Annotated in this window: 27 protein-coding genes and 1 rRNA gene; 18 read left to right on the forward strand and 10 right to left on the reverse strand. The window is 32.3% G+C overall.

Features of this window, described 5'->3' with window-relative positions; all coding sequences use genetic code 11:
* Positions 1–78 precede the first annotated feature (78 nt).
* The 8 genes from AC4CVH_RS12740 to dnaA all read right to left on the reverse strand — a co-directional run bounded on the left by AC4CVH_RS12740 (position 79) and on the right by dnaA (position 10,681).
* Positions 79–1,589: ribosomal RNA gene (locus AC4CVH_RS12740) — 16S ribosomal RNA — on the reverse strand.
* A 330-nt stretch (positions 1,590–1,919) separates the two neighbouring features.
* Positions 1,920–4,361, reverse strand: coding sequence for a DNA gyrase subunit A (gene gyrA, locus AC4CVH_RS12745; RefSeq protein ID WP_490788123.1), 2,442 nt, complete (start codon positions 4,359–4,361; stop codon positions 1,920–1,922).
* 16 nt (positions 4,362–4,377) lie between these two features.
* Entirely contained in the window at positions 4,378–6,291 is a 1,914-nt protein-coding gene (gene gyrB / locus AC4CVH_RS12750; RefSeq protein WP_490788124.1) for a DNA topoisomerase (ATP-hydrolyzing) subunit B, read from the reverse strand.
* A 17-nt stretch (positions 6,292–6,308) separates the two neighbouring features.
* On the reverse strand, positions 6,309–6,572 hold the full coding sequence (gene remB / locus AC4CVH_RS12755; RefSeq protein ID WP_490788125.1) for an extracellular matrix regulator RemB: 264 nt from the start codon (positions 6,570–6,572) through the stop codon (positions 6,309–6,311).
* Positions 6,573–6,594: 22 nt separating this feature from the next.
* A complete protein-coding gene (gene recF, locus AC4CVH_RS12760) occupies positions 6,595–7,686 on the reverse strand; it encodes a DNA replication/repair protein RecF (protein WP_490788126.1) in 1,092 nt (363 codons plus the stop codon).
* A 61-nt stretch (positions 7,687–7,747) separates the two neighbouring features.
* Positions 7,748–7,954: a S4 domain-containing protein YaaA gene (yaaA, locus tag AC4CVH_RS12765; protein ID WP_490788127.1), complete on the reverse strand. Its 207-nt coding sequence runs from the start codon at positions 7,952–7,954 to the stop codon at positions 7,748–7,750.
* Between the two features lie 33 nt (positions 7,955–7,987).
* The gene (gene dnaN / locus AC4CVH_RS12770) at positions 7,988–9,088 is read right to left on the reverse strand and encodes a DNA polymerase III subunit beta (RefSeq protein ID WP_490788128.1); all 1,101 of its coding nucleotides are present in this window, start codon (positions 9,086–9,088) and stop codon (positions 7,988–7,990) included.
* 246 nt (positions 9,089–9,334) lie between these two features.
* A complete protein-coding gene (dnaA, locus tag AC4CVH_RS12775; protein WP_490788129.1) occupies positions 9,335–10,681 on the reverse strand; it encodes a chromosomal replication initiator protein DnaA in 1,347 nt (448 codons plus the stop codon).
* A gap of 675 nt (positions 10,682–11,356) precedes the next feature.
* Between dnaA and rpmH the strand changes: the two genes are divergently transcribed.
* The 13 genes from rpmH to AC4CVH_RS12840 all read left to right on the forward strand — a co-directional run bounded on the left by rpmH (position 11,357) and on the right by AC4CVH_RS12840 (position 21,030).
* Positions 11,357–11,491 carry a 50S ribosomal protein L34 gene (gene rpmH / locus AC4CVH_RS12780; RefSeq protein ID WP_490788130.1) on the forward strand — a complete coding sequence of 45 codons (135 nt, stop codon included), beginning with the start codon at positions 11,357–11,359 and terminating at the stop codon, positions 11,489–11,491.
* Between the two features lie 54 nt (positions 11,492–11,545).
* Positions 11,546–11,875 (forward strand): ribonuclease P protein component, encoded by a 330-nt coding sequence (gene rnpA, locus AC4CVH_RS12785; protein ID WP_490788131.1) that lies wholly within the window; start codon positions 11,546–11,548, stop codon positions 11,873–11,875.
* Positions 11,875–12,084: a membrane protein insertion efficiency factor YidD gene (gene yidD, locus AC4CVH_RS12790; protein ID WP_490788132.1), complete on the forward strand. Its 210-nt coding sequence runs from the start codon at positions 11,875–11,877 to the stop codon at positions 12,082–12,084. Before rnpA ends, yidD begins: the two co-directional genes overlap by 1 nt.
* Before the next feature lie 17 nt (positions 12,085–12,101).
* Complete coding sequence (locus AC4CVH_RS12795) at positions 12,102–12,758, forward strand: membrane protein insertase YidC (protein WP_490788133.1); 657 nt, start codon at positions 12,102–12,104, stop codon at positions 12,756–12,758.
* A 27-nt stretch (positions 12,759–12,785) separates the two neighbouring features.
* The gene (jag, locus tag AC4CVH_RS12800; protein ID WP_490788134.1) at positions 12,786–13,412 is read left to right on the forward strand and encodes an RNA-binding cell elongation regulator Jag/EloR; all 627 of its coding nucleotides are present in this window, start codon (positions 12,786–12,788) and stop codon (positions 13,410–13,412) included.
* Positions 13,413–13,473: 61 nt separating this feature from the next.
* A complete protein-coding gene (gene mnmE / locus AC4CVH_RS12805; protein WP_490788135.1) occupies positions 13,474–14,853 on the forward strand; it encodes a tRNA uridine-5-carboxymethylaminomethyl(34) synthesis GTPase MnmE in 1,380 nt (459 codons plus the stop codon).
* 9 nt (positions 14,854–14,862) lie between these two features.
* Positions 14,863–16,743, forward strand: coding sequence for a tRNA uridine-5-carboxymethylaminomethyl(34) synthesis enzyme MnmG (gene mnmG, locus AC4CVH_RS12810; protein ID WP_490788136.1), 1,881 nt, complete (start codon positions 14,863–14,865; stop codon positions 16,741–16,743).
* A 19-nt stretch (positions 16,744–16,762) separates the two neighbouring features.
* Entirely contained in the window at positions 16,763–17,476 is a 714-nt protein-coding gene (rsmG, locus tag AC4CVH_RS12815; RefSeq protein WP_490788137.1) for a 16S rRNA (guanine(527)-N(7))-methyltransferase RsmG, read from the forward strand.
* A 99-nt stretch (positions 17,477–17,575) separates the two neighbouring features.
* Positions 17,576–18,352: a nucleoid occlusion protein gene (gene noc / locus AC4CVH_RS12820; RefSeq protein ID WP_490788138.1), complete on the forward strand. Its 777-nt coding sequence runs from the start codon at positions 17,576–17,578 to the stop codon at positions 18,350–18,352.
* 174 nt (positions 18,353–18,526) lie between these two features.
* Positions 18,527–19,294, forward strand: coding sequence for a ParA family protein (locus tag AC4CVH_RS12825; protein WP_490788139.1), 768 nt, complete (start codon positions 18,527–18,529; stop codon positions 19,292–19,294).
* 4 nt (positions 19,295–19,298) lie between these two features.
* Positions 19,299–20,156 carry a ParB/RepB/Spo0J family partition protein gene (locus tag AC4CVH_RS12830; RefSeq protein ID WP_490788140.1) on the forward strand — a complete coding sequence of 286 codons (858 nt, stop codon included), beginning with the start codon at positions 19,299–19,301 and terminating at the stop codon, positions 20,154–20,156.
* Positions 20,157–20,211: 55 nt separating this feature from the next.
* Positions 20,212–20,715, forward strand: coding sequence for a DUF4446 family protein (locus tag AC4CVH_RS12835; RefSeq protein ID WP_490788141.1), 504 nt, complete (start codon positions 20,212–20,214; stop codon positions 20,713–20,715).
* Between the two features lie 60 nt (positions 20,716–20,775).
* Positions 20,776–21,030, forward strand: coding sequence for a YkuS family protein (locus tag AC4CVH_RS12840; RefSeq protein ID WP_490788142.1), 255 nt, complete (start codon positions 20,776–20,778; stop codon positions 21,028–21,030).
* Here AC4CVH_RS12840 and yyaC read toward each other — a convergent pair whose 3' ends face one another.
* Together yyaC and ytvI are read right to left on the reverse strand one after the other, a co-directional pair.
* Positions 21,031–21,627: a spore protease YyaC gene (gene yyaC / locus AC4CVH_RS12845; protein WP_490788216.1), complete on the reverse strand. Its 597-nt coding sequence runs from the start codon at positions 21,625–21,627 to the stop codon at positions 21,031–21,033. It lies immediately after the preceding gene.
* 59 nt (positions 21,628–21,686) lie between these two features.
* Complete coding sequence (ytvI, locus tag AC4CVH_RS12850; protein ID WP_490788143.1) at positions 21,687–22,742, reverse strand: sporulation integral membrane protein YtvI; 1,056 nt, start codon at positions 22,740–22,742, stop codon at positions 21,687–21,689.
* A 213-nt stretch (positions 22,743–22,955) separates the two neighbouring features.
* On the opposite strand from ytvI, the gene AC4CVH_RS12855 reads away from it, so the two are divergent.
* The 5 genes from AC4CVH_RS12855 (at position 22,956) to AC4CVH_RS12875 (ending at position 25,210) form a co-directional block, all read left to right on the forward strand.
* Positions 22,956–23,228, forward strand: coding sequence for a putative Se/S carrier protein (locus AC4CVH_RS12855; protein WP_490788144.1), 273 nt, complete (start codon positions 22,956–22,958; stop codon positions 23,226–23,228).
* Between the two features lie 15 nt (positions 23,229–23,243).
* Positions 23,244–24,131 (forward strand): mechanosensitive ion channel family protein, encoded by an 888-nt coding sequence (locus AC4CVH_RS12860; protein ID WP_490788145.1) that lies wholly within the window; start codon positions 23,244–23,246, stop codon positions 24,129–24,131.
* 2 nt (positions 24,132–24,133) lie between these two features.
* On the forward strand, positions 24,134–24,349 hold the full coding sequence (locus AC4CVH_RS12865; protein WP_490788146.1) for a DUF951 domain-containing protein: 216 nt from the start codon (positions 24,134–24,136) through the stop codon (positions 24,347–24,349).
* Positions 24,350–24,436: 87 nt separating this feature from the next.
* Positions 24,437–24,727: a 30S ribosomal protein S6 gene (rpsF, locus tag AC4CVH_RS12870; protein ID WP_490788147.1), complete on the forward strand. Its 291-nt coding sequence runs from the start codon at positions 24,437–24,439 to the stop codon at positions 24,725–24,727.
* A 12-nt stretch (positions 24,728–24,739) separates the two neighbouring features.
* Positions 24,740–25,210 (forward strand): single-stranded DNA-binding protein, encoded by a 471-nt coding sequence (locus AC4CVH_RS12875; RefSeq protein ID WP_490788148.1) that lies wholly within the window; start codon positions 24,740–24,742, stop codon positions 25,208–25,210.
* The last annotated feature ends 8 nt before the right edge of the window (positions 25,211–25,218 follow it).

Consider the following 25,218-nt stretch of genomic DNA (forward strand, 5'->3'; position numbering starts at 1 on the left):
TCAAAATTAAACAGAGCGCAGCTCGCTTCACTTGTAAACCATCAATTTATAGGATGTCTCCATCCCTGTTCTCCCTAGAAAGGAGGTGATCCAGCCGCAGGTTCTCCTACGGCTACCTTGTTACGACTTCACCCCAATCACTAACCCCACCTTCGGCCGCGTCCTCTTACGTTAGACTGCGGACTTCGGGTGTTGCCAGCTCTCATGGTGTGACGGGCGGTGTGTACAAGGCCCGGGAACGTATTCACCGCGACATTCTGATTCGCGATTACTAGCAACTCCAACTTCATGCAGGCGGGTTTCAGCCTGCAATCCGAACTGAGGGCAGTTTTCTAGTTTGGCTCCACCTCGCGGTTTCGCATCTCTCTGTTCTGCCCATTGTAGCACGTGTGTCGCCCTGGACATAAGGGGCATGATGATTTGACGTCATCCCCACCTTCCTCCGCGTTAACCGCGGCAGTCTCGTTAGAGTGCTCATCTTTACATGTTAGCAACTAACAACAAGGGTTGCGCTCGTTGCAGGACTTAACCTAACATCTCACGACACGAGCTGACGACAACCATGCACCACCTGTCTCCCTGCCCCGAAGGGCTTCGCCTGTCTCCAGGCTATGCAGGGGATGTCAAGTCCAGGTAAGGTTCTTCGCGTTGCTTCGAATTAAACCACATGCTCCGCTGCTTGTGCGGGCCCCCGTCAATTCCTTTGAGTTTTAATCTTGCGATCGTACTTCCCAGGCGGAGTACTTAATGTGTTAACTGCGGCACAGAAGGGGTCGATACCTCCTACACCTAGTACTCATCGTTTACGGCGTGGACTACCAGGGTATCTAATCCTGTTTGCTACCCACGCTTTCGTGCCTCAGCGTCAGTTACAGTCCAGAGAATCGCCTTCGCCACTGGTGTTCTTCCTAATCTCTACGCATTTCACCGCTACACTAGGAATTCCATTCTCCTCTCCTGCACTCCAGATGTCCAGTTTGAAATGCAGCCCCCGGGTTAAGCCCGGGTATTTCACATCTCACTTAAACATCCGCCTACGCACCCTTTACGCCCAGTAAATCCGGACAACGCTCGCCACCTACGTATTACCGCGGCTGCTGGCACGTAGTTAGCCGTGGCTTCCTCCTCTGGTACCGTCATTATCTTCCCAGAAGACAGAGCTTTACGATCCGAAAACCTTCATCACTCACGCGGCGTTGCTGCATCAGGCTTTCGCCCATTGTGCAATATTCCCCACTGCTGCCTCCCGTAGGAGTCTGGACCGTCTCTCAGTTCCAATGTGGCCGATCACCCTCTCAGGTCGGCTACGCATCGCTGCCTTGGTAGGCCTTTACCCCACCAACTAGCTAATGCGCCGCGGGTCCATCTCAAAGCGGATTTCTCCTTTCATCCCGGATCCATGTGAATCCAGGTCTTATGCGGTATTAATCTCCCTTTCGGGAGGCTATCCCCCTCTTTGAGGCAGGTTACCCACGTGTTACTCACCCGTCCGCCGCTAGATTGTCCCCGAAGGGACTCTCTCGCTCGACTTGCATGTGTTAGGCACGCCGCCAGCGTTCGTCCTGAGCCAGGATCAAACTCTCATATTAAAAGTTCTTTCTGCTCATTACTGTTTATTTCAAAAGAATTGCTGGTTTGTTTCTTCAAGTTTCTGCTTGCTTTTTACTCTGTTTAATTTTCAAGGATCATTCCCGCCGTCTTCTCTGAGACAGCTTTTAAAGTATATCATCCTAATTTCTTTTTGTCAATACTTTATTTATTAATGTCCGCCGCATTTCCTGCGACTTTTATATAATATCATCATATCAACAGCATGTCAACACTTTTATAAAAAATATTTTATATTATGTTAAATTTCCAATAAAAAAGCAACCAATCAGCTACTAAAAATCCTACCGATTGGTTGCTTAGTTTAAAAATTATATATTTTCCTTGTCAATTTCATCACTACAGTCTATTTTTGCTATTGCAACAACTTTTTGTTCATCTTCAGTTTTCATAAGAGTTACACCCATGGCATTTCTACTTGTTGTAGATATATCCGATGCATTAAGCCTTATAGCAACATTGCTGCTGTTTATAAGCATGACTTCGTCTCCATCTTTCACTATTCTTGCCCCGACTATAGGACCAGTCTTATCAGTTATTTTATAAGTAATCATGCCTTTTCCTCCCCTTCTGTGAATAGTATACTCAGAAGTTGGGGTTCTTTTTCCAAAACCATTTTCACTTATAACAAGTACATCTGCATCCTGGTCCACAATATCCATTGTGACAACCATGTCATCTTCCCTTAAAGTAATTGCCTTTACTCCAGATGCAATTCTTCCCATAGCTCTTACATCTTTTTCGCTAAACTTTATTGCATAGCCATTCTTTGTAAATACAAGCACCTCACTATTGCCTGTAGTCATACGCACTCCTACAAGTTCATCTCCGTCTCTGAGACTTATAGCATTCAGTCCATTCTTCCTTATAGACGCATATTTGCTTATTTGTGTCTTTTTGATAATACCATTTCTAGTACCCATTACAAAATAATTATCTTCATCAAATTCCTTGAATGTTATAACCGCTTCAATCTTCTCACCTTTTTCTATAGGTATCAGATTTACTAAATTGCTGCCTCTGGCTGTTCTTCCTGCTTCCGGAATTTCGTAGCCCTTTAATTTATATACTTTTCCTTTGTTTGTAAAGAAAAGTATATGACTGTGAGTGGAACTCATAAAAATATGTTCTACAAAATCGTCTTCCTTTGTTGACATTGCCTGTATTCCTTTGCCGCCTCTTCTTTGTGAAGAATACGTATCTGCAGAAATTCTTTTTATGTATCCCGAATGAGTAAGTGTTATTATTACATCCTGCTCTGGAATCAAATCTTCTATATCTATATCATCACTGCTTAACTGAATTTCAGTTCTTCTCTCATCACCATATTTATTTTTTATCTCTACAAGCTCATCTTTTATTATTCCAAGCAATAATTGTTCATCTGAAAGTACTTCTTTGAGATAATTTATAGTTTTTGTAATTTCACTGTATTCATTCTCAATCTTTTCTCTTTCAAGTCCTGTAAGCCTCTGAAGTCTCATGTCAAGAATTGCCTGTGCCTGCCTCTCTGAAAGTCCAAACTTACTCATCAATCCATTTCTTGCCTGCTCTGCCGTCTTTGAAGATCTGATTAAAGTAATAACCTCATCAATATGATCAAGTGCTATTCTAAGTCCCTCAAGAATATGTGCACGTGCCATAGCTTTATCTAAATCAAACTTGGTTCTTCTTCTTATTACTTCTTTTTGAAAATCAAGATAATATCCAAGTATTTCTTTCAAATTAAGTATACGCGGTACATTATCTACAAGAGCAAGCATTATAATCCCAAAAGTATCCTGCATTTTAGTGTGCTTGTAAAGCTGATTCAATACTACATTGGAATTTGCATCACGTTTAAGTTCTATTACAACTCTCATACCTTCCCTGTCAGATTCATCTCTTATATCCGATATTCCATTGATTTTCTTATCTTTTACAAGTTCCGCCATACTCTCTATAAGTCTGGCTTTATTTACCTGATAAGGAAGTTCAGTTACTACTATTCTGTCTCTATTGTTTTCTTCTTCTATTTCAGCTTTTGCTCTTACAATTATTTTGCCTCTTCCAGTTTCATATGCATCTTTTATGCCGGAAGTCCCAATTATTATACCTGCAGTTGGAAAATCAGGACCCTTTATTGAAGCCATAATATCCTCTATATCCGCAGTTGGATTATCTATAATTGTTATTACTCCATCTATAACTTCTATTAAATTGTGCGGAGGTATATTTGTAGCCATACCAACCGCTATGCCCGCCGATCCATTGACAAGAAGATTTGGAAACCTTGACGGAAGCACTGAAGGTTCCTTCTCTTCTCCATCAAAATTTGGTACAAAATCTACTGTGTTTTTATTTATATCCCTAAGCATCTCAAGCGCTATTTTACTCATTCTTGCCTCGGTATATCTCATTGCAGCTGCACTGTCTCCATCAACGGAACCAAAATTTCCATGTCCGTCTACAAGTGTATATCTGATTGAAAAATCCTGTGCCATTCTTACAAGTGCATCATATACAGCAGAATCACCATGAGGATGATATTTACCGAGGACATCTCCAACAATTCTTGCACATTTCCTGTACCCTTTATCCGGAGTCAATCCCAACTCATACATTGAATAAAGTATTCTTTTATGAACCGGCTTCAATCCATCTCGTACATCTGGAAGTGCACGGCCTACAATGACACTCATTGCATAATCTATATAACATTTTTTCATTTCACTGCTTATATCTACCGGTAAAATTTTTCCTTCATCAAACATGAACTACACCTCTCTACTATATATCTAAGTTTACTACTTTCTTGGCATTTTCTATTATGAAATTTTTACGAGGTTCCACTTTGTCTCCCATGAGTATAGTAAACATTTCATCCGCAATCATAGCATCTTCTATATCCACTCTTAGAAGAGTTCTGGTTTCAGGATTCATAGTAGTATCCCAAAGCTGAGTCGAATCCATTTCTCCAAGACCTTTATATCTTTGTATATTTACACTCTTGTCTTTGCCTCCAACTTCATTCAGAATCACTTCAAGTTCTCTATCTGAATATGCATATCTTTCCTTTCTATTTTTAATTACCCTGTAGAGAGGAGGTTGTGCTATATAAACATGGCCTTCTTCTATCAATGATTTCATATATCTATAGAAGAAAGTTAGAAGCAGAGTCCTTATATGAGCACCATCAACATCAGCATCCGTCATTATTATTATTTTATAATATCTTATTTTTGAAACATCAAAGTCTTTTCCAATACCACCGCCGAAGGCAGTTATCATAGCTCTTATTTCCTCATATCCAAGTATTTTATCAAGTCTTTGTTTTTCAACATTCATTATTTTTCCCCTCAGTGGGAGTATTGCCTGAAATTTTCTATCTCTTCCTTGTTTTGCCGAACCTCCTGCAGAATCACCTTCTACAAGATATATCTCACATTCGGAAGGATCCTTTGATGAACAATCTGAAAGTTTTCCTGGAAGAGAGGTATTTTCAAGAACTGATTTACGTCTTGTTATTTCTCTGGCTTTTCTTGCCGCTTCCCTGGCTCTTGATGCCATCAGAGATTTACTTAATATGGTTTTTGCTATTTGTGGATTTTCTTCAAGATAGTTTCCTACAGATTCTCCAACTATGCTGTCTACAATTCCACGAACTTCACTATTTCCAAGCTTCGTCTTCGTCTGTCCTTCAAACTGAGGATTGGTTAATTTTATAGATATGACAGCAGTAAGACCTTCTCTTATATCCTCACCAGACAAATTTTTATCATTTTCTTTAAGCACACCCAATTTTCGTGCATAATCATTAAATACTCTTGTAAGAGCAGATTTAAAACCTGCAAGGTGAGTTCCTCCCTCTACAGTATCTATATTATTTGCAAATGCAAAAATATTTTCTGAGTATCCATTGTTATATTGAATTGCAATTTCAAGATAATAATCTTCCTTGTTGCCTTCAAGATATATGGGTTCTCTTTGAATAGTCTGTTTATTTCTATTAAGATACTTTACAAATGAGTTTATACCGCCTTCATAATGAAACTGCTCTTTTTTACCTGTTCTTTCATCCTCAATATTTATCATTATTCCCTTATTTAAAAAAGCAAGTTCTCTTATCCTATTTGCCAAGGTATCGTAATCATATTCCAATTCATCAAATATTTTACTATCCGGTTTGAAATATGTTTTAGTTCCATGATCATCACTATCACCTATAATTTCAAGTCCAGTTACAGGTTTACCTTTTTCAAAAGACTGTTTCCATATATGTCCATCTCTTTTTACTTCAACATGGCATTCCTTAGATAAAGCATTTACAACAGAAGCTCCAACTCCATGAAGTCCTCCGGAAACCTTATATCCACCTCCGCCAAACTTTCCACCGGCGTGAAGTATTGTCATTATTACTTCAACTGTAGGTTTTTTCATCTTGGGATGCATTCCTACAGGCATACCCCTACCATTATCTGAAACAGTTATTGCATTATCACTATGTATAGTAATGTTTATCATGCTGCAATATCCTGCCAACGCTTCATCTATACTGTTGTCAACTATTTCATATACCAAATGGTGAAGACCTATTGAACTTGTACTTCCAATATACATTCCAGGCCTTTTTCTAACAGCCTCCAGTCCTTCCAGTACCTGTATCTGACTTTCATCGTAAGTTTGTTTATTATCTTTTGGCATTTATATCCTCCTATCTTTTAAGATTCATAATATATAGATTCTGATCTTTTCGTAAGTGTTGATGAAGATATTGGAGATAAATAAATTCTGCTTTTTTTATTTACTTCTGCAATAATAAATGATTTAGGTTTATCTTTTGTAATTCTCTGAACAAAACCATCTTCTTCAGCCATCCTTAAAAATTGAATTGTGTCCGAACTATACATCGAAGTTTCAACATCAAATATACCAATTATATCTTTTATAGGCACAACTACATTCTCACCGAGATGCAAAAACATGAAAATTCCCCTTTCGCGGTTATTAAATTTTAATTATGGCACCATTTCTAACTTTAAACATTTGATTTTTATTATTAATATATTTTTTTATATTTTCTATTCCCGTACATGTTATAACTGTTTGAATTTTTTCTATGGAATTTAATATATATTTTTGTCTATTTTCGTCTAATTCCGATAAAACATCGTCGAGAAGAAGCACAGGATATTCTCCTGTTATATCTTTTATTATTTCAAGAGATGCAAATTTAATAGTAAGAACGGACGTTCTTTGTTGGCCCTGTGATCCGTAATTTCTTACATCTATTCCATTTATACTTACATTAAAATCATCCCTGTGAGGTCCGCAGGATGTAGTTCTCCTATCAAGATCAACTTTTCTGTGCCTTGCAAAAGCATCCAACAAATTTTGATAAATATTATTTAGATCTTTCACTGAAGTGATATACTTTATATCTATTTTTTCAATACCTGAAGTTATATCACAATGGATTGACTTGCCTTTTTTATTCAGCTGCCTTATATAATCATTTCTAAAAGCTATAATATTACTGCCATATTTGGAAAGTTGGGCATCATAAACATCAAAAATACCATCTTGTATCTTATTTTCTTTTCTTAAAAGAGTGTTTCTTTGAGCTAAAACTTTATTATACTGTACTAGATTAAAATAGTATTTCCTGCTTATTTTACAAAGTTCCATATCCAAAAATTTTCTTCTGAATGAAGGCGATTCTTTTATAATTTTTAAATCTTCGGGTGAAAACATTACTACATTAAAAACTCCTACAAGATCAGATAACTTATTTATTCTTATAGAATTTATATTTACACCCTTCCTGCCTTCCTTAAAAATTTTTATCTCTATCTTTTTATCCAAACCATCTTTTACGATATACGACTTTATATAAGCTTCTTTCCCATTCCAATTTATTAATTCCTTGTCTTTACTAGTTCTGAATGATTTTCCTATACTGCAGTAATACATACCTTCGAGTATATTAGTTTTACCTTGAGCATTATCCCCTATGAAAATATTTGTATTTTCATTTAATTCAACAGCCAATTCCCTATAATTTCTGAAGTTTACAAGCTGTAAATATTTTATATACATAAAAAACACCTATTTTTAATTATATCACAATATGACTATTGCACAATTGATTAATACCTCACTATACTACTTTATACGAAGCATTTTCAAATTCAACAATATCACCTTTGTATATTTTTTTCCCTCTTCTCGTTTCAACTTCACCATTTAAAATAACTTTTCCAGATTTTATATAGAATTTAGCTTCTGAACCAAGTGAAACTGCACCACACCATTTCAAAAAAGAATCCAATTTTATAAAATCAGTATTAATTTTTACTTCTTTCATTTTCTATTATCTCCAATATATTCATTTTTATTTTTAATTTAGTAATCTTACTGGAAGTACAAGATACGTACAATTATTCTTTTCTGTATTTGTTATAATACATGGACTTACATTACTTGTAAATTCAAGTTTAACTTCATCTTCTTCCATGATTTTCAACACATCCATAAGATATTTTGAATTAAATGCAATTTGTAATTCCTCTCCTTGCAAAATTACTTCCGCTTCTTCTTTCACCATTCCTAATTGAGAATTTGATGTTATGATTATACGATTATCTTCTATAGTTAATTTTATCAAATTTGTATTGCTGTCTTTAGCCATTAAAGATGCTCTCTCAATACAATTCAAAAGTTCATTTCTTTTTGCTGTAACTTCTGTCGTAAATTCTTCTGGAATTATTGAATTATATTTTATAAATTCGCCCTCAAGAAGTCGTGATATTATTTTTGTGTTTCCCAGATTGAAAAGTATATGATTTGGAGTAAAAGTTATATCAACATTTTTTTCTCCATCTCCAAGTATTTTAGAAATTTCATTTAAAGTTTTTCCAGGAATAACTGCACTTATATCATCTTGATGCTGCAAATTTTCAGATCTTAGAGCAAGTCTGAATCCATCCAGAGCAACTAAATTGATTTTTTTGTCTTTTATCTCAAATAATATTCCTGTAAGTATAGGTCTTGTTTCATCCTGAGCTGTTGCGAAAATAGTTTCTTTTATCATTTTTTTTAGTATGTTTTCAGGAATTGAAAGCATCATATTTTCATTTATTTTAGGTAATTCCGGAAAATCTTCAGAATTCATATTTATTACATTGAAATTTGATTTCTCACACAATATTCTTGTAGATCCATTTTCTGTAGTCTCTACAAGAACTTCGTCATTGGGAAGTCTTCGTATTATCTCTCCGAATAATCTTGCATTTATTACAATGGATCCTTCTTCCAAAACATCAACTTTTATTTTCGTTTTTATGCTTAAATCTATATCTGATCCGGTTAATACAAGAGTGTCAGTATTTGTTTCTATGAGTACTCCATTTAAAATAGGCATTGAAGATCGTCCAGTTATAGCTTTTTGAGCTGTAAATATTGCATTTTGAAGTTCCGTTTTTTTACATTTAAATTTCATTATATCCTCCTTAGTAGATCTTTAAAGAATAGATAATTAGATAAATATTCTTAGTAGTAATAGTAGTAGGGCTTGTGGATATGTTGATAACGCATTTTATCGTTGATATGTAACAAAAAAATAGGAAAAATAATTGTGGATAAATAATCTCAAAAAAATGATTTTATCCACAAAAATAGGTAAAAAATAAAAGGATTAATTTTATCCACAATTGTAAAACAATAAATTATACACATATGTTTATAGTTACTTTTGATTTATTCGTTTTGTGAGTTCTTTTACTGCATTTTGAAGACTTTCATCTACTTTTAAATTTCCAGATATTTTTTCATATGCATGTATTACGGTAGTATGATCTCGTCCTCCAAATTCCTCTCCTATTTTAGGAAGAGACATATCAGTTAATTTTCTACTTAGATACATTGCTATTTGTCTTGGAAATGCAACATTTCTAGTACGTCTTGCAGATTTAAAATCATCTATTTTAAGGTTGTAGTAGTTTGCAACAACTTCTTGTATAAGACCTATAGTTATTTGTTTTGACTGTTTGCTTGATATTATATCTTTTAGTGCTTCTACTGCCAGATCTATACTTATTTCCTTGTTTGTTAAAGATGAAAAGGCCACAATTCTTATAAGTGCTCCTTCAAGTTCTCGTATGTTTGATTTTATTTTAGTTGCGATGTAAACCATGACGTCATTTGGAATATTTAGTTTTTCTACATCGGCTTTCTTTTTTAAAATGGCAATTCTAGTTTCAAAATCAGGTGGTTGTATATCTGCTATAAGTCCCCACTCAAATCTGGATATCAATCTATCTTCTAAAGTTGATATTTCTTTTGGTGGACGATCGCTTGACAGAATAATCTGTTTGTTTGCTTCATATAATGAATTAAAGGTATGAAAAAATTCTTCCTGAGTTCGTTCCTTTCCAGCAATGAATTGAATATCATCTATAAGAAGTACGTCTACATTTCGATATTTATTTCTAAATTCGACATTTTTATCATCTTTTATTGAATTTACGAGTTCGTTTGTAAATTTTTCGGATGACACATAAACTACTTTTGATGAAGGATTGCTTTTTAGTATATAATGGCCTATGGCGTGCATTAAATGTGTCTTGCCGAGACCAACTCCACCATATATAAATAGAGGATTATATGCTTTAGCAGGCGATTCTGCTACAGCGAGAGATGCAGCGTGTGCAAATCGATTACTGTTCCCTACAACAAAAGAATTAAAGGTATATTTTGGATTCAACATGGCGGATAAATTGTTGTTTTGTTTTAATGATTTTGTAGATGGATTTTTGTCTTTGTCTAAAGGCATTTTTTGTTGCTCTTCGGATATTAAAAATTCTATTGTATAGTTCTTGGATGTGAGAATTTTTAAAGCTCGTGTTATTTGTTCAGTGTACTTATTACTTAGAACGCCCCTGGTTAAGTCATTTGGGACACTTAATTTTAGAATGTTTTTTTCTATTGATATTGGAGTAATACTTTTAATCCATGTATTAAAACTTACTTCAGTAAGTCCATTTTTTATAATGGTTAAAGCTTTATCCCATAAATCTTGTAAGTAGGCATTCATTATGTATCCTCCAGTCTTAGATAATTAGAAATCACAGAATATAAACAGAAATATTAACAGGTTATTATAATTAATTTCCATATGTTTATAAAGTATTCACATGTTTATAATAATGTATATATCTTTTAATTTTATATGGTTATTAACAAAGATAATTTAATGTAATTAACAATATTAACAAGTTGAATATGGCTTAATATTATAGATTACATAAAATATAGTTAAAATATTAAACATGTTATCAACATACTTATCCACAACTGTGGATAAGTATGTTGATAACCAAGTTATACACAATCCTCTATTAATAATATCAAAATAGACATACCTATTCAAGAAATTATCCACAAAAATACGTAAGTTTGTGAAAGAAAAATCCACAAACTTACGTATTTATATGAAGTAACGCCTAAATTTATAAATTATTGTGTTATTATTTAATATATAATTATGTTGACAAATTTTTATAGTTCTAATTATATTGACATTGTAAGATGGTGAATATATAATTTAATAGTAAATCTTTAAAATTTAATAAAGCATGATACGCTTTAGCTTATTTTGTAAAATAACTAATGATTTATATATAGTTGCAATTAAAGTAAATCATGATAAATAAGATTGTAGAAGGGAGGTAGTACTGCTTAGAATTTTTTGAAGCAGTTATGTTATATTATGTGGATGACCTATCAGCCAAAAAAGAAACAGAGAAAGAGAGAACATGGTTTTAGAAAAAGAATGAGAACTTTGTCTGGAAGAAATATTCTTAAGAGAAGAAGACAAAAAGGTAGAAAAAGATTATCAGCATAAGGGCCGCTTTTGTGGCCTTTTTCTGCAATGCAGAAAAAGAGGAGTACAACTATAATGATTTATAGATTAAGGAAGAATGCAGAATTTAGAGTTGTTTATAAAAGAGGTAGATCTTTTTCTAATAAATTGTTGGTGCTTTATACATACAGAAACAAAAAGGATTTCAATAGATTAGGTATATCTGTAAGTAAAAAAGTTGGCAAGAGTGTTGTAAGAAATAGAATCAAAAGATTTATTAAAGAGAGCTTTAGGCTAAATTGCTGCAATATAAAAACTGGATATGATTTGATTTTTATAGCTAGAAATTTATCTAATGATAAAAAGTATAGTGATATAGATAATAGTGTTATAAATTTGGTGAAAAAAGCAGGGTTGTATAAGTAATGAAACAAATATTAATTTATTTAATAAAAATTTATAGAAAGTATATATCACCATTAAAAAAGCCGTCTTGCAGATTTTATCCGACGTGTTCGGAATATGCAATTGAAGCTTTGGAAAAATACGGGGCATTTAAGGGTGGTATTATGTCTGTAAAAAGGATAATAAGATGTAATCCTTTCTGTAAAGGTGGATATGATCCAGTTAAATAAATTACTAGGAGGTTAATATGAAATATCTAAATAATGCTTTTGTCCATTTTTTTGAGTATTTGCATCAAATGGTTATTTCTGTAATACCAAACCAGAATTTATCTTATGGTTTAACAATAATATTAATGACTTTAATAATAAGGGTGCTTATACTTCCATTGGGTGTAAAGCAGATTAGATCTTCACTTGTAATGAACAAAATTCAGCCTGAGATAAAAAAGTTACAGGATAAATATAAGAATGATCCTCAAAAACTTCAACAGGAAATGATGAAGCTATATAAAGATAAAGGTGCAAGTCCTTTTAGTGGTTGTCTGCCTCTCTTGATTCAGTGGCCTATACTTATAGCGCTTTATTATGTTTTTAATCATCTCAGTGGGATAAATGGCATTTCGTTTTTGTGGATAAAAGATTTAGGAAAACCGGATATAGTTCTTGCTATATTGTCTGGAGTGACCTCTGCATTTGCAGGATGGATTATAATGCCTTCAGGCGATAATAATCCGCAGGCGGATCAGACTAAAAAGATGAATATAGCCATGGGCGGATTTATGATTTTTATAAGCTGGAAGTTAAAATCGGCATTGGTTCTTTATTGGGTAGTCAGCAATTTAATTCAACTTGGACAGAACTTTGTAATTAAGAAAGTAGAGGAGAGAAGAGTTGATAGTTAAAGTCTGGAGGGGGTGACAAATTACAGTATGAAGGTTTTGGAGGCAACCGGAAAAACAGTAGATAATGCTTTGGATAATGCCCTATTAGAGTTGAAAGTAGATAAAGATAAGGTTGAGGTTGAAGTTTTGGATTCAGGCAGTAAGGGATTTTTGAATTTGATAGGATCTAGACCGGCAAAGATAAGAGTTAAGGTAAAAAGAGATTATGTAGAAGATGTACGAGTTTTTGTAAGAAGTATTTTGAATTGCATGAATATAAAAGCGGAAATTAGGATAAAAGAAGAGGAAAATACTATAAAAGTAAATTTGGCTGGATCAGATATGGGGATAATTATAGGATATAGAGGAGAAACTTTAGATGCTATTCAATATCTTGTAAGTCTTGTAGTAAATAAAGATCATGATGTGGAATACAAAAGAGTATTGTTGGACACTGAAAATTACAGGGTTAAAAGAGAGGAAACATTAAAGAGACTTGCAAGGAGAGTGGCTGAAAAAGTTAAAAAGACACGGAAGACAGTTAAATTTGAGCCTATGAATCCATATGAAAGAAGAATTATTCATTCTTCACTTCAAAATGATCGGTATGTAAATACTTATAGTGAAGGCCAGGAACCTTTTAGGAGAGTTGTAGTCAGTTTAAAGAAAGCCTGATTTTGGCTTTCTTTTTATTTAAATATGGAATTAAAGTTATTTTGATTGGGGTTGATATAAAATGAAGGAATTTGATACTATAGCAGCAATTGCTACGTCTCCAGGTGAAAGTGGCATATCTATTATAAGAATTTCCGGTCAAAATTCACTTCAGGTAGTGAGTAGTATATTTAAAGGTAAAAATGGTAGAAGCTTAATTGATATAAGTCCATATTCTATGCGTTATGGTTTTATATTTGACAAAGAGGAAGATGAACTCATAGATGAAGTTCTTGTAAGTTTTATGAAGGCTCCAAGAAGTTATACTTCAGAAGATGTAGTAGAAATAAATTGTCACGGCGGAATTACAAGCACAAATAGAGTTTTGAAGGAAGTTATAAAAAATGGAGCAAGGATTGCTGAACCAGGCGAGTTTACAAAAAGAGCATTTTTAAATGGAAGAATTGATCTTAGTCAGGCAGAAGCTGTAATTGATATAATAAATGCTAAAACTGAAACATCGATGAAATCAGCACTGAAACAATCTACAGGAAGTATTTCAAAGAAAATAGAACCTTTAAGGGAAAAACTACTTGAGATTATTGCAAATATTGAAGCTGTTGTCGATTATCCTGAGGAAGATCTTGAAGACGTCACAGCGTTAAAGGTATCTTCCGATGTATCTAATATATTAGTACAAATTAATGATATGATATCAAGTGCGGATGAAGGGAAAATAATAAGAGATGGTTTGAAAGCCGTTATAGTTGGAAAACCTAATGTTGGAAAATCCTCTCTTTTAAATGCACTTGTAAATGAAGAAAGATCCATAGTTACAAATGTTCCTGGAACTACAAGGGATGTTATAGAGGAATGTGTAAATGTAGATGGAATTCCAGTAAAGATTATTGATACAGCTGGGATTAGAAATACAGAAGATAGGGTTGAAAAGATTGGTGTTGAAAGGTCAAAACAAAAAATAGATCAATCCAATTTAGTAATTTTTATGATTGATGCAAGTAGGGATTTGAATCAAGAAGATATTGAGATTATAGACTATATAAAAAATAAAAAATATATTATTATATTGAATAAAAGCGATTTAGGTAATAGAATAAATTTAAATTTGATTAATAGTCTAAATTCGAGTTGTATTATAAATATGTCTTTGAAGACCGGTTATGGTTTGGAGAGTTTAAAATCATCTATAAAAAAATTATTTTTTAATGGCGAGGTTAAGATTGACGATTTGACAATAACTAATATGAGGCATAAAGAAGCTCTAATTAAAGCAAAGAACGGATGTATGGATGCTCTTGGTGCGCTTGAAAATACTAGCGCTATTGATCTCGCATCTATTGATCTTAGAAATGCGTGGTCAAGTCTTGGAAGAATTACAGGAGATACCCTTGAAGAGGACATAATCAATAAAATATTTTCAAAATTTTGTTTGGGGAAGTAGGTATAACTGATGGAATACTTTTCGGAAGAATATGATGTTGTTGTCGTAGGTGCAGGTCATGCAGGATGCGAGGCAGGACTTGCATCGGCAAGGATGGGATGCAAAACTTTGGTATGTACTATGAATTTGGATAGTATTGGTTTTATGCCATGCAATCCTAATGTTGGAGGTACAGCAAAAGGCCATTTGGTTAGGGAAATAGATGCTCTTGGCGGCGAAATGGGAGTAAATATTGATAATACATTTATACAATCTAGAATGTTGAATACATCAAAAGGTCCGGCAGTACATTCTTTAAGGGCACAAGCTGATAAAAAGAAATATTCTGAGAGGATGAAACATGTAATTGAATCCCAGAATAATTTATTTGTAAGACAGCTTGAGGTATTAAAGATACTCACAGATGAAGAGAATTCGGTATGTGGTGTAATTACTAAAAATGGTGCGCGTTTTTCAGCCAAGGCTGTTGTTTTAGCTACAGGTACGTATTTAAAAGGCAAGGTTATAATCGGCGATGTAAGCTATAGTTCAGGACCAAATGGATTTATGCCTGCAAATGATTTATCTCAAAGTTTAATTGATCTTGGCATACAGCTTAGAAGGTTTAAAACGGGTACGCCGGCTAGAGTAAGCAGGAGAAGTGTGGATTTTTCAAAAATGGTAAGGCAGGATGGAGATAAAAACATAGTACCTTTTTCATTTATGACCAATTATCTTGAGAGAGAGCAGATTCCATGTTATTTAACGTATACAACGCAGGATACATTGAATGTAATACGAAAAAATATTCATAGATCACCCCTTTATAATGGCTCCATTAAGTCTGTTGGTCCGAGATATTGTCCATCTATTGAGGATAAGGTGGTTAGGTTTCCTGACAAAGAGAAGCATCAGATATTTATAGAACCGGAAGGCGAAAATACGGAAGAGTTATATGTAGATGGAGCGTCAACTTCAATGCCGGAGGATGTTCAAATAGAAATGTATAAAACTATAGAGGGACTTGAAAATGTTGAATTTTTGAGAACTGGTTATGCAATTGAATATGATTGTATAAATCCACTTCAGTTGAAGCTTTCGCTTGAATTTAAGAATATCGGCGGTCTGTTTGGAGCTGGACAGTTAAATGGAAGTTCAGGTTATGAGGAGGCTGCAGCACAAGGAATAATTGCAGGCATCAATGCTGCACTTAAAGTCAAGGGAAGAGAGGCGCTTGTTCTTAAAAGGTCGGATGCTTATATCGGTGTTTTGATAGATGATCTGGTTACTAAAGGAACGGAGGAGCCATATAGAATGATGACTTCACGAGCCGAATATAGATTGATATTGAGGCAGGATAATGCAGACTTGAGATTAACTGAAATCGGACGTGAAATTGGACTTGTTAGTGATGAAAGATATGATAGATTTTTAGAAAGGAAGAAATCTATCTATGATGAAATAGATAGAATAAAGAATGTTAGAATAAATCCTAAAAAAAGTGTGATTGAATTTTTGAATTCAGTTGGATCTTCTGAGTTAAAGAAGACGGAGAGTATATATGAGCTTATAAAAAGACCGGAACTTGATTATTTTAAGTTGAAGGATTTGGACGAGGACAGAAACAGTCTTGATCTCGATGTTCAAGAAGAAGTAAATATTATTTCAAAATATGAAGGATATATTAAAAAACAGATGGAGCAAATAGCTCAATTTAAAAAATTTGAAGGTGGTTCCATACCTGAAAATATTGATTATGATCAAGTACAAGGGGTTAGAATTGAGGCTATACAAAAATTTAAAAAAGTACGACCGGCCAATATAGGTCAGGCTTCAAGAATATCGGGGGTTTCTCCGGCGGATATATCGGTATTGATGATTTATATGGAAAAGGAAAAAAGAAAAAAATAGACATAGAGGTAAACTAGTGATGGATTATTTTGATATGCTTAAAGATTGTTGTGATGATTTAAAAATCTCATTTGATGAAAATAAATGTGACAAGTTTATGAAATACAAAGAATTACTTAAGATATGGAATAAAAAAATAAATCTTACTTCCATAGATGAAGACGAGCAAATAGTAAAAAAACATTTTATAGATAGTATAAATATATTTAACTTTTCATCTGTTAAGAATTTTGATAGTATAATTGATGTTGGAACGGGAGCAGGTTTTCCGGGAATACCTATAGCTGTTATGCAGGATCATTCAAAAGTGGTTTTGTTGGATTCACTATCCAAACGTATAAATTTTTTAAATCAGGTAGTAACTGATTTAAAATTAAATAATGTTTTTTCAGTTCATGGTAGAGCTGAGGATTTTGGAAAAATGGAAGATTATAGAGAGAAGTTTGATGCAGCGGTTTCAAGGGCTGTCGGCAGTTTAAATGTTTTAAGTGAATTTTGTGTTCCATTTGTTAAAGTGGGAGGCTATTTTATAGCAATGAAGGGTCCTTCAGTTGCTGCTGAACTTGAATGCAGCAAAAATGCTATTGATATTTTAGGAGGAAAGATTGAAGATATAATTGAGATAAAAGATGATGAGTTTAAACATAATTTAGTTATAATAAAGAAGGTAAAGAACACACCGCTGAAATACCCGAGGCGAGCAGGGATCGTTGGAAAAAGACCTTTAAAATAAAAGTATTAATTTGTCATACGAAACTTAAATAAAGTAGAAGGAATTTAGAGCACAATGAAGAAATGTTAATAATAGGGAGTACAAGAAGGATGGGTAATCATGCAAAAAAATATTAATTATATATCTGTTGATTTAATTTTTCCTAATTTATCTCAACCCAGAAAATACTTTGATGAAGAAAGCCTTGAAGAATTAGCTAAGTCAATAAAGGCATATGGTATAGTACAGCCGCTTTCAGTAAGAAAATCAGATGGAAGTAGGTATGAGCTGGTAGCTGGTGAGAGAAGGCTTAGAGCTGCTAAGAAAATTGGAATGAAAGAAGTGCCTGCAATAATAGTTGATATAAGTGATGAAGAATCAGCTGCAATAGCGCTTCTTGAAAATCTTCAAAGAGAAAACTTGAATTTTTTAGAGGAAGCAGAGGCGTATTATAATCTTATAAAAAATCATTCTTATACACAAGAAAAACTGGCTGAATCCATAGGAAAAAAGCAATCGACTATTGCAAATAAAATTAGACTTCTTAAGTTAAATGAAGATGTAAGATATATAATACTTGAAAATAATCTTACAGAAAGACATGCAAGGGCACTATTAAAATTGCCGACGGTTGATCTTCAGAAAAAAGTGCTTAAAGTGGTTATTAAAAAATCTTTAAATGTTAAAAACACTGAAGTATTAATTGAAAAGGAATTGGAAAAGATAAATACAAATAAATTGAGAAAAAAGAAGAAAAAGATAAAAGGAATATTTTCTCCGAGAGTTTATGTGAATACGGTTAAACAATTATTTAATAAATATGGGCTGAAAGCCGAGTATTCATCTAAGGATTTAGAAGATAAAATACAGATAACTATAACTATTCCTAAAAAATGATATTTTAGAATGAGTTTTATAAATTGCCAGTTAAATAAATGTTTCATGTGAAACATTTATTTAACTGGCAATTTAAATTTTAACTAAAATATAACTAATAAAAGTCTTTAATTATTTATTATAAAAATATATAATTAAATTTAGACGTAGTTTCGTATAAAAGGTGGTGAGTATATGAAAGTAATTTCTATATTTAATCAAAAAGGTGGAGTTGGGAAAACTACTACAGGAATAAATATATCTACATATTTAGCGATAAAGGGATATAGTGTTTTGAATATAGATATTGATCCGCAAGGTAACACTACAAGTGGACTTGGATTTGATAAAAACAATATTTCTGAATCCATATATGATGTACTTTGTTCTGATGCTAATATAGAATATGCAATGAAAAAGTGCGAACTGGTTGATAATTTTTACATAATACCGTCTACTATGGAATTGGCAGGAGCAGAGGTAGAATTAATTGATATAAAAAATAGAGAAAACATATTGAAGGATAAACTTGATAAGATGGATAAAAAGATTGATTTTGTATTTATAGACTGTCCTCCATCATTAGGAATACTTACTATTAATGCTCTTACATGTTCAAATGCGGTATTAATTCCAATTCAATGTGAGTTTTATGCTTTAGAAGGAGTTGGACAACTTGTAAATACTCTTCATCTTGTAAAAAAATCACTTAATCCTGAATTGGAGGTTGAGGGTGTTGTGATGAGTATGTATGATGGAAGGACGAATTTGTCTAATCAAGTATCTTCTGAAGTAAAAAAATACTTTAAAGATAAAGTCTATAAAACTACTATACCAAGAAATATTAGGTTGGCTGAAGCGCCGAGTTATGGACTACCTATAGCACTTTATGATGATAAGTGCAGGGGAGCTAAAGCTTATGAAAGTTTGACTAATGAATTTTTGAAAAGACAAAAGAGGTGATTTTTTGAATAAAAGGCATGGACTTGGAAGAGGTTTGGAAGCGTTAATACCTAAGGATATTTCGCAAGATGATGAAATGTCTAATAATATAATAAAAGTTAGTATTGGTGACATTTTAGCAAATGAGGATCAACCACGAAAAAGTTTTGATGAAAAGGGTATTCTGCAGCTTGCTGAATCGATTAAAGAGCATGGAATAATACAACCTATAATATTGAATAAAGTAAAAAATAAATATATTATAGTTGCGGGAGAGAGAAGATGGAGAGCGGCTAGAGTTTTAAATATGGAAGAGGTACCGGCAATAGTGACTGAGCTGTCTGATAATGATGTGCTTCAAATATCACTTATAGAGAACATACAAAGACAGGACTTAAATCCTATAGAGGAAGCCAATGCCTATAGAAAATTGATTGATGGATTTGGATTAAAACAGGAAGAATTATCGAAAAAGGTTGGAAAGTCCAGAACAGCTATAGCTAATTCAATGAGGCTTATAAACCTGGATGAAAGAGTGCAAAAATTTATTATTGATGGGCTGATAACAGAAGGCCACGGAAGAGCACTTCTAGGCTTGCAAGACAAGGATTTACAATACAGTTTTTCTAAACACATAATAGAAAAGGGATTTAACGTAAGGCAGACTGAAAAATATATAAAAGATATTAATTTGGGCTATAAAAATGAAAAAATGAAAAATAAGAAGAAGAAAGATTCTTATTGCAGAGATGTCGAAGAGAGATTAGAATACTTTTTTGGCACAAAAGTAATATTGAACGATAAAAAAAATAAAGGAAAAATTGAGATAGAATATTATTCACAGGATGATCTGCAAAGAATATTGGATATTCTCAACGTATAAATTTTTATTATAAAGTGTTTCACGTGAAACATTGTGACGGAAGGAGATAAATACATTGCAAAATATTTTAACACTTATGCAGGAATTTCAACCATATATTATGGGAGTACTTGTTATTTTAGTTGTTATACTATTTATAATTAGCATGATAGCTTTTAAATCGATAAACAGGGTGGAAAAAAGATATAGAAAATTTATGAGGGGGGTAGATAATAAAAATCTTGAAAGCCTTATTACGAGTTATCTTGATAATATAGATGAAGCTAAAAAAGAAACTGATTTTATGAGAGAAAAGTTTGACGAATTAAATTCAAAATTTAATAGATGTATACAAAAATTTTCTATTATAAGATATAGAGCGTTTGAAGATGTTGGTAGTGATTTGAGCTTTTCTATAGCACTTCTTGATGGAAATAATAATGGTATAGTATTGACTGGGATATATGGCAGGACAGAAAGTACTACATATGCAAAACCAATAGACAAAGGTATGTCTCGATATGAATTGTCTGAAGAGGAAACTCAAGTATTGCAGGAATGTATTAATAAAAGAATATAATTAAATTTTCACATAAAAGACCTCTTTGAAGGAATAATATCCATAGGAGGTCTTTTTTATATGAAAATTTATGTTTCAAGCAGGTTAGAAGAAGTAGGGAATGAATTAAAAAAAAGAGGATATGATGTAATATCAGAGGAAAATAACAACGTTGATGCAATTATTTGCAACTTAAAAGATGGAGACTTAAATAAAATTAATATAAATAGTAATATAAAGTTAAGCAAAACTGTAATTATAGATTGTGGGAGCAAGAAAATAGATGACATTGAGTATATATTAAATAACAGAATATGCAGCAGTGTAATAAATTGATTATATATTTTCTACTATATTTGTATCTTTAATATTTTTTATAGATCTTCCACCTATTGTTTTTAATATTGAATGATATATGCCATGGGATATTGTATCTGCTAGACGCATAACTGTAAATAGTCTTGTGTTTTGAAGTATCATGAATTCCATGGCACCGGACATGTTTACAACACCTGTTATGCTGAGGTCGCCTACGGAAGGCAGATTTTTATTAACAGCTGAACCTGGATGAAGGGGCTTTTTTTCTATTAGTATTTTACCTATGTTTTGTAAGCTTCCCAAACATGCATCTACAGCTATTATGTAATTGTTTTTGTATTTTGAGTTTATTTCATTTAGTGTATTAGAAAGATTTTTTGCATGAACAGGTGATTCAAGATTACCGTATACACGGATATTCTCCCTTATCAAAAATTTTAATTTTTCTCCGACTAAAGGGCCGAGACTGTCTCCGGTAGCTCTGTCAGTACCTATACATAGTATTATGATTGTTTTGTTTGATTTTGTAATGGGATATATTATATTACTTAACTTATCTCTTAAGATTGATGTTGAATTTTTTAAATTTGAATCTATAGTTATCTTTTCCATTATATGAAAAACCTCCTATGATTTGAATTATAACCACAGGAGGTTTTTTTATGCATTCTTATTTATAGGAGTTTTACGTTTCTCAATATATTGTAGAATACTACGAGGAAAATACAAAATATCATTCCTGTAAGTCCAGCTATCTTTAGACCTATGAATAAGGAGGCAAGGACAGCTACCGGATGTATCCCAAGTGAAGATGAAACGATTTTAGGCTCGATTATTTGTCTGATTACAGATACAATTACATAAGAGATTACAAGTCCTGCAAAAGTAACGTAATTTTTAAATATAAGAAGGTATATTAGTGCTAGTGGTATATAAATGGTTCCGATTCCAAGTATAGGCATTATGTCAGCTAGTGCACATATTATACTTAACAAAAGAGAGTATTTAACTTTGAATATCAAAAATACTATAAATGTTTCTATAAATGTTATAAAAATTATTATCATATAGGATATCATGTAATTCGTAAGCATTTTTTTTGTTTCCTGATATATTGATAATAATTTACTTGTTTTGTTTTCAGGAATCAAGTTTAGAAATTTGTTTTTTACTTTTACAAAGTCTCGTGTAAAAAAGTATGTAGAGAGCAGTGTAAACAGGATTACCATTATTGCATATGGAATTATTGATGCAAAGTTTATTATATATGATATTAATTTACCAGAAATAGAAACTGCAAGTTTTGGTATATTATTTGTAAAATTAGTTAGATTTTTGTCAATTGTATTTATTATGTAAGGGTCCAGATTGTTATAATATTTTTCCAACTTATAAAAGGAGTCCATTATGTTTTGTGAATTTGTTGAAATATAGTTTTGAGTATTTTTGATAAATTGTATGCTTTCCTGAGAGACATTTATTATTCCAAATACAAGTATCAACAATAGTATGGTGAAAAACACTATTGTAGTTATTAAAGAAGATAAAGAAGTATTCATTTTGAATCTTTTTGATATATATATTGTTGGTCTTTTTAATATCAATGCACAAATTAAAGCTAAAACAAAAGGAAGCGTATATTGCAAGGTATTAAAAAACACTATGAATATAAAAGTATACAAAATAAAAAAAAGTAGTGATTTGTCTATTTTTTCTATTAAATTATTCATTTTTAATACGTGTCCACCTTATCTTATAGAATATGTTAATTGCTTATGGTTGATAGTATTTTAAATTTGAATATAATTTATGAAAAGTTATGTTATGATAAAGTATATAATATATATTATTTTTTGTCTATTGCAAAAAGTTAATATTAAATTATTATATATTATAATTCAATATGATAAACATGTATACAGTATGTGGAAAAATAACGGAGGTTGACTTTAAATAAAAATATGAAAAAATATTATATAATTACGTTTAAAAACACACATGATGCCATATGCGCCGAGGAACTTTTTAATAGCCAGGTGTTGATAAAGGTTGATATTGTACCCACACCGGTTTATATAACTCAAAGTTGCGGAATAAGTATAAGATTTGAGGAGAGCAAGCTTGAGGATGTAAAAAATTTTATAAATAAAAATAAATTTGAGTTTAAGAATGTATACTTTAGAGACAAAGATGGATACAAATTAATTAATATTTGATTGGCAGGTAAACTTATGAATTATATTTTAATGTCTATTTTTAGTAGAGATGGATTGAATAAAATTTTAGATATAGCAGGGAAGTATATAGAAGAGGAAAAGATATATAATTTTATTTCCGATTTTATAAAAGTGATTTTAATATTTCTTGTTATGTATATTACTATTAAAATCGGCAATATGATTATAAATAGATATATTAAAAAGCAAAAAAACTTTAAAATATCATTAAATGATAGGAAAGCAAAAACAATTGGGGCAGTACTAAAAAGTATATTAAAGTATTGTGTATACTTTTTTGGAATATTTGGTATTATTTCAGTTATATCGCCCAAAGTTGGGATGACTGGACTTACTTTTGCAGGAATCGGAGGTGTTGCACTTGGGTTGGGGGCCCAAAATTTGATTAAAGATATAATAAATGGTTTCTTTATATTATTTGAGGATCAATTTTCTGTTGGAGATTATATAAGTATTGATGATAAAAGTGGAATTGTTCAAAGCCTTGAACTTAGAGTTACCAAGATAAGAGATTTAAATGGGGATTTGCATATAATACCTAACGGGCTTATAACGAAGATTACAAATCATTCTAGAGGAGATACGAAGTTTTACATAGATTTTGATATCGCATACGATGAGGATTCAAAAGAAATTTTATCTATTGTATCAGACATATGTAAGAAGTTTTCAGAAGAGAATGAGTTTATAACTGACGGACCTGATGTTTTGGGAATTATAGAATTTAAAGACAATGCTGTGACCATAGGAATTTCAGGGAAAGCAAAGGCGATGAAACAATTTGACATTGAGGTAAAACTAAGAGAAAAAATTATTGATGAACTCAAAAGAAAAGATGTGAAGATGCCGTGCAGACAAGTTAAAATTATAAAGGGGGACTAATAATGAGTAAATCTTTTTATATTGGCGATGTAGTTGAAATGAAAAAAGGACATCCGTGTGGAAGTAACAGCTGGGAGATTATAAGACTTGGGGCAGATATTAAAATAAAATGTTTAGGGTGTGGAAGGATAGTAATGCTTCCTAGAAATAAATTTGAAAAGAGTGTCAAAAAGATACTAAAATCAAATGATCATGAAAAAAATATTGATTCATTATGAATTATATGATAAAATAAAAAATTGTAATCCCTGCTGTGGAAATGTAAAATCACAGCCGTTAGTCCAGGGGGAGGAGGTGAAAAACCAATGAGAAAATATGAAACAATATTTATATTGAATCCAGCATTGGATGAAGAAGGATTTAAGTCAAATGTTGAAAAGTTTAAAGATGTAATACAAAATGCAGGTGGAGTAGTAGACAATGTTGATATCTGGGGAAAAAGAAAGTTAGCTTATGAAATAAATAAAGTTAACGAAGGATATTATACATTGATAAACTTTAGTGCAGAACCTGAATTACCTAAAGAATTAGACAGAGTATTCAGAATTACAGATAATGTCATTAGACATATAATTGTAAATGATGAGAAAAAATAGGTGGTGTTTTGATTGAATAGGGTTGTTTTAATTGGAAGATTAACTAAGGATCCTGAGTTGAGATTTACACCGGGAAATGGTACAGCAGTTACCACCTTTACGTTAGCCGTTGACAGAAGATTTTCCAAGGCGAAGGATGGACAGAGAGAGGCAGATTTTATTCCAATCGTAGTATGGGGTAAGCAAGCTGAGTCAACTGCAAATTATATGAGCAAGGGTAAGCTTGTAGGAATTGGCGGTAGAATCCAAACTGGAAGTTATGAAGCTAAAGACGGTACTAGAAGATATACAACTGAAGTTATTGCAGATGAAATTCAGTTTTTAGAATGGGGCGACAAGTCTCAGGGAATGACCAATAATGCGATGCCTTCTCAATCTCAAACAGGTAATTTTGAAAATACTCAACGAACTAATACAGGTCTTAATGAAGATGATTATGGTGATGATATAACTCCTATAGATGATGGGGATATACCATTTTAGTCTTATAA

It is taken from the genome of Clostridium pabulibutyricum (assembly GCF_058242705.1).